3 protein-coding genes and 1 pseudogene are annotated in these 4,430 nt (G+C 68.8%); all 4 read left to right on the forward strand.

All coding sequences use genetic code 11. The features are described 5' to 3' along the window. A partial coding sequence (locus EQG76_RS16595; protein WP_235031408.1) for a metal-dependent hydrolase family protein occupies nt 1-1,117 on the forward strand: 1,117 nt, incomplete at its 5' end. A 132-nt stretch (nt 1,118-1,249) separates the two neighbouring features. Continuing rightward, complete coding sequence (locus tag EQG76_RS16600) at nt 1,250-2,479, forward strand: MFS transporter (protein ID WP_159715435.1); 1,230 nt, start codon at nt 1,250-1,252, stop codon at nt 2,477-2,479. Nucleotides 2,480-2,563: 84 nt separating this feature from the next. After that, entirely contained in the window at nt 2,564-3,448 is an 885-nt protein-coding gene (locus EQG76_RS16605; RefSeq protein WP_159715437.1) for a protein-methionine-sulfoxide reductase heme-binding subunit MsrQ, read from the forward strand. Between the two features lie 379 nt (nt 3,449-3,827). Further along, nucleotides 3,828-4,430, forward strand: a pseudogene (locus EQG76_RS16610) (MBOAT family protein); the annotation flags it as partial.

Consider the following 4,430-nt stretch of genomic DNA (forward strand, 5'->3'; position numbering starts at 1 on the left):
GGACTGCCAGGGCCGGACGCTGATGCCCGGCCTGATCGACGCCCACTGGCACGCGCTGTTCGCGGCCTTGTCGGTGGCGACTCTGATGACCGCTGATGCCGGTTTCCTGCATCTGGCAGCGGCCGCCGAGGCCGAGCGCACGCTGCTGCGCGGCTTCACCACGGTGCGCGACCTGGGCGGCCCGACCTTCCCCCTGAAGCAGGCGATCGACGCGGGCCTGGTCGCGGGTCCGCGCATCTACCCGTCCGGGGCGATGATCACGGCCAGCGGCGGCCATGGCGACCTGCGCCAGCTCAGCGAGATCCCGCGCAGCCCGAGCGAGGGTCTCAGCACGGTCGAGCAGGCCGGGGGTGCCGCCATCGTCGACGGCCCGGACGAGGTGCGCCTGCGCGCTCGCGAGCAGCTGCTCCAGGGCGCCTCGCAGATCAAGCTGGTCGCCAGCGGCGGCGTGTCCTCGCCCAGGAGCCCGATCGACCTGTCGACCATGACCGAGGCCGAGCTGCGCAGCGGGACCGAGGTCGCGGCCGACTGGAACACCTATGCCACCGCGCACGCCTACACGCCGCAGACGATCCGTCGCGCCATCGCGGCGGGTGCCCGCTGCATTGAGCACGGCCACCTCATGGATGCGGCGACCGCCAGGCTCATCGCCGACAACGACGTGTGGCTGAGCATCCAGCCCTTCCTCAGCGCTGAGGATACGGTGCCGCTGCAAGGCCCGAGCCTGGCCGCCATGCGCCAGGTCCTGAGCGGCACCGAGCGCGCCTACGAGCTCGCGATCGAGCACGGGCTGAAGACCGCGTTCGGCTCGGACCTCTTGTTCTCCGCCGAGATGGCGACCCGCCAGGGCATCATGCTCACCCACCTGACACGCTGGTACGGCAATGCTGACATCCTGCGGATGGTCACCAGCATCAATGGGGAACTCATGGCCCTGTCCGGCCCGCGCAACCCCTACCCGGCCAAGCTCGGGGTGGTGGAGCCGGGTGCCTGGGCCGACCTGCTGCTGGTCGACGGTGACCCGCTCGCCGACCTGGCACCGCTGGCCCGGCCGGAAACCGGGCTCATGGTGATCATGAAGGGCGGCGTGATCCACAAGAACACGCTTCCGGGCTGACCGCATGTCAGGCGCCGGTGCTGGTGCTTTCCCCCGGGATTGACACGGGCGATGCGGGCTCCCTAGGTCGCCCGGCTGCGGATGACGGGCCAACGGGCCGGCCCGACCGGTCAGCCGAGCGCGGAGTGCAGCGTGGCCAACCCTTATCGTGCGGTCTTCGCCGCCCCTGGTGCACTGGCCTTCTCCATGGCCGGGCTGGTGGCGCGCATGCCGATGTCTATGCTGGCGATCGGGATCGTGACCATGTTGGGCCAGCTGCGCGGCGCCTACTGGCTGGCCGGCGCGGTGGCGGCGAGCTTCGCTTTGTCCAGCGCGCTGATCGCCCCCCAGGTCTCCCGCCTGGTCGATCGGCTGGGGCAGGCGCGGGTGCTGCGGCCGGCCACCTGCCTAAGCGTGTTGGGCATGCTGCTTCTGCTGCTGGCGGTCCGCCTGGACCTGCCGGGCTGGACCCTGTTCCCCTGCGCGGTGCTGGCCGGCTGCATGCCGAGCATCCCGGCCATGGTCCGGGCACGCTGGTCCGGGCTCTACCGGGGCACGCCGATGCTTCATACCGCCTTCGCCCTGGAATCGGTGCTGGACGAGATCTGCTTCATCATCGGCCCGATCCTGTCGGTGAGCCTGAGCGTGCTGGTTTTCCCCGAAGCCGGCCCCCTGGCTGCGGCCTTCCTGCTCCTGGTCGGCACCTTGCTGCTGGCCGCCCAGCGCCGGACCGAGCCGCCGGTCCTGCCGGCTGCCGCAGGGCCACGCCGCTCGGTGATCCGCCGGCCGGCGGTCCTGATCCTGGTCGCCACCATGGTGGCGGTTGGCATGATCTTCGGCTCAATCGACGTCACCACCATCGCGTTCGCCGGGCTGCTGGGCCAGCCGGTGGCGGCGAGCTGGGCCCTGGCCATCTGCGCGGTGGGCTCGGGCCTGGCCGGGATCACCTTCGGCGCGATGCGCCCGGCCCTCCCCCCACGCCAGCTCCTGGCGATGGCGATCGCCTTCATGCTGCTCACCGTGCTGCCCCTGCCGGCTGCCGGCAGCATCCCCGTCCTGGCGGCGATCCTGTTCGTCGTCGGCATCTCGGTCTCGCCCACCATCATCCTGACGATGAACCTGGTGGAACGGATCGTGCCGCCCTCGGAGCTCACCGAGGGCATGACCTGGGCGATGACCGGGCTTGGCATCGGCGTGGCGATCGGCTCGGCGGCGGCCGGCTGGATGGTTGACGCGCATGGCACCGCAGCGGCCTTCGCCCTGGCCGGGCTCGCCGCCGCGCTGGCCCTGCTGGTCGTGCTGTCCGGCCAGAAGCGGCTCAAAGACAGTGACCGGATGCCGCCGCAACCCGCATCCGGCGTGGAACTCGCCGCCTGCCGCTGACGAGCGGGCGGAGGAGCGGCGGACCGGCCCTGATCGCGCACCAGGGCTTGCATCCGGACGGGGTCGGGCGCCGTACTAGGAGGCATGAAAGGCAAAGCCGTCCGCAAGCTGCCCTGGCTCGACCGGTCCGGGCAGCTCTCCTTCCTGAAGCTCACCACACTCGTGCTGGTGACGCTCCCCTCTGCCTGGATCCTCGGCCGGCTCTTAGCCGGCACGCTGATGCCCCGGCCGCTGGAGGAGATGATCCACCAGACCGGCAACTGGGCGGTCCGGCTCCTGGTGGCCTCGCTTTGCATCACGCCCCTGCGCGGGGTGCTGCGCTGGCCGCAACTGATGTTGGTCCGCCGGATGGTCGGTGTGGCGGCGCTTTGCTACGCGCTCTGCCATCTGCTGCTCTATGTGGTGGACCAGCAGTTCGACCTGCTGCGGGTCGGCAGCGAGATCCTGCTGCGCTTCTACCTCACCATCGGCTTCGTGGCGCTGCTGGGCTTGGCAGCACTGGGCGTCACCTCGACCGACGCCGCGATGCGCCGGATGGGCGGGTGGTGGCGCCGGCTGCACCGGCTGGCCTACCCGGCCACTGCCCTGGCGCTCCTTCACTTCTTCATCCAGTCCAAGATCGACGTGACCGAGCCGGTTCTGCTCACCGGCCTGTTCTTGCTGCTGATGGGCTACCGACTCCTGGCGCTCCGCGGCGTGCCGGGGCCGCTGCGCCTGGCCGGGCTGGCGATCGCCGCCGCCCTGCTCTGTGCCCTGGTGGAGACCGCCTGGTACGCAACGATGCGCAATGCGCCTGCCCTACGCGTGCTGAGCGCTAACCTCCAACTTGCCCATACGATCCGTCCGGCCTGGTGGGTGCTGCTGGCCGGGCTCGCGGCAGCGGGTGCTTCATGGTGGCGACAAGGGCGTGACGCGCCGCCTGCCCGGCCCCAGTCCCTCGGCCGCACCGCCGGCCGCCTGGCCGGCTGATCCAAAGACCGAATTCGCGCGATTCCTTCGACAGATTCGAGCGGCCTGCCGCAGAGACGGATTGCATATGAGCTTGCAGTTCGTTACAGTTCGTACATGTTTGAACTTGCGGCGACAACAGCTGCCGATGTCGCAGCGCCCCTGTCGGAGTGGTTGTAGTCGACATTAACTAAGTTCGCTGTTTAGGCGAATTTTCATCCGATCTTAACTTATTCATTGATCAGCTCAAAGCGGGTTGAACCCGCGTCATGGTTCATGCTGCGGCCGTCGAAAGGCGGCGGCGGCATCAGATACTTGGCCGTCTGGCACTCCATGGGGTCCCCATGCTCCGGTCTTTCCGGGCAGGTCCCGGTGCCCGCGCGGCGCGTGGAGTGCGACATTGCTGTTCAACTCGCTCCCGTTCGTGTTCGGCTTCCTGCCGATCACCCTGATCCTGTTCTTCCTGGTCGGGCAGCTCGACCGGAACGGGCAGCGACGTATCGCGGCGCGGGTCCGGCTGATCCTGGCCGCCTCCCTGTTCTTCTATGCCTGGTGGAAGCCGTTCACGCTGCTGCTGCTGGTCGTCTCGATCGGGTTCAACTGGGCCATGGGCCTGGCGATCGCCGACCGGAACCCGCGCAAGAAATGGCTGCTGGTCCTGACCGTGGCGGCCGACCTCTGCTCGATCGGCTTCTTCAAGTACGGCATGTTCGTCACCGCCAACCTGGCACCGGTCGCGGGCGACTGGATCCGGCTGGAGAACATCCTCCTGCCGATCGGCATCTCCTTCTTCACCTTCCAGCAGATCGCCTACGTGGTCGATGTCTGGCGGGGCGACGTAGAGGCCGAGCGTGATCCTTGGCGCTTTGCCCTTTCGGTCAGCTTCTTTCCCCATCTGATCGCTGGGCCGATCATCCACTACCGGCAGATCGGCCCGCAGTTCGATGGGTGGTCCTTCCTGCGCCCGGATGCCGCCCAGCTCAAGCTGGGCTTCGGCATCTTC

Source organism: Geminicoccus flavidas (genome assembly GCF_009806515.1).
GTDB lineage: Bacteria > Pseudomonadota > Alphaproteobacteria > Geminicoccales > Geminicoccaceae > Geminicoccus > Geminicoccus flavidus.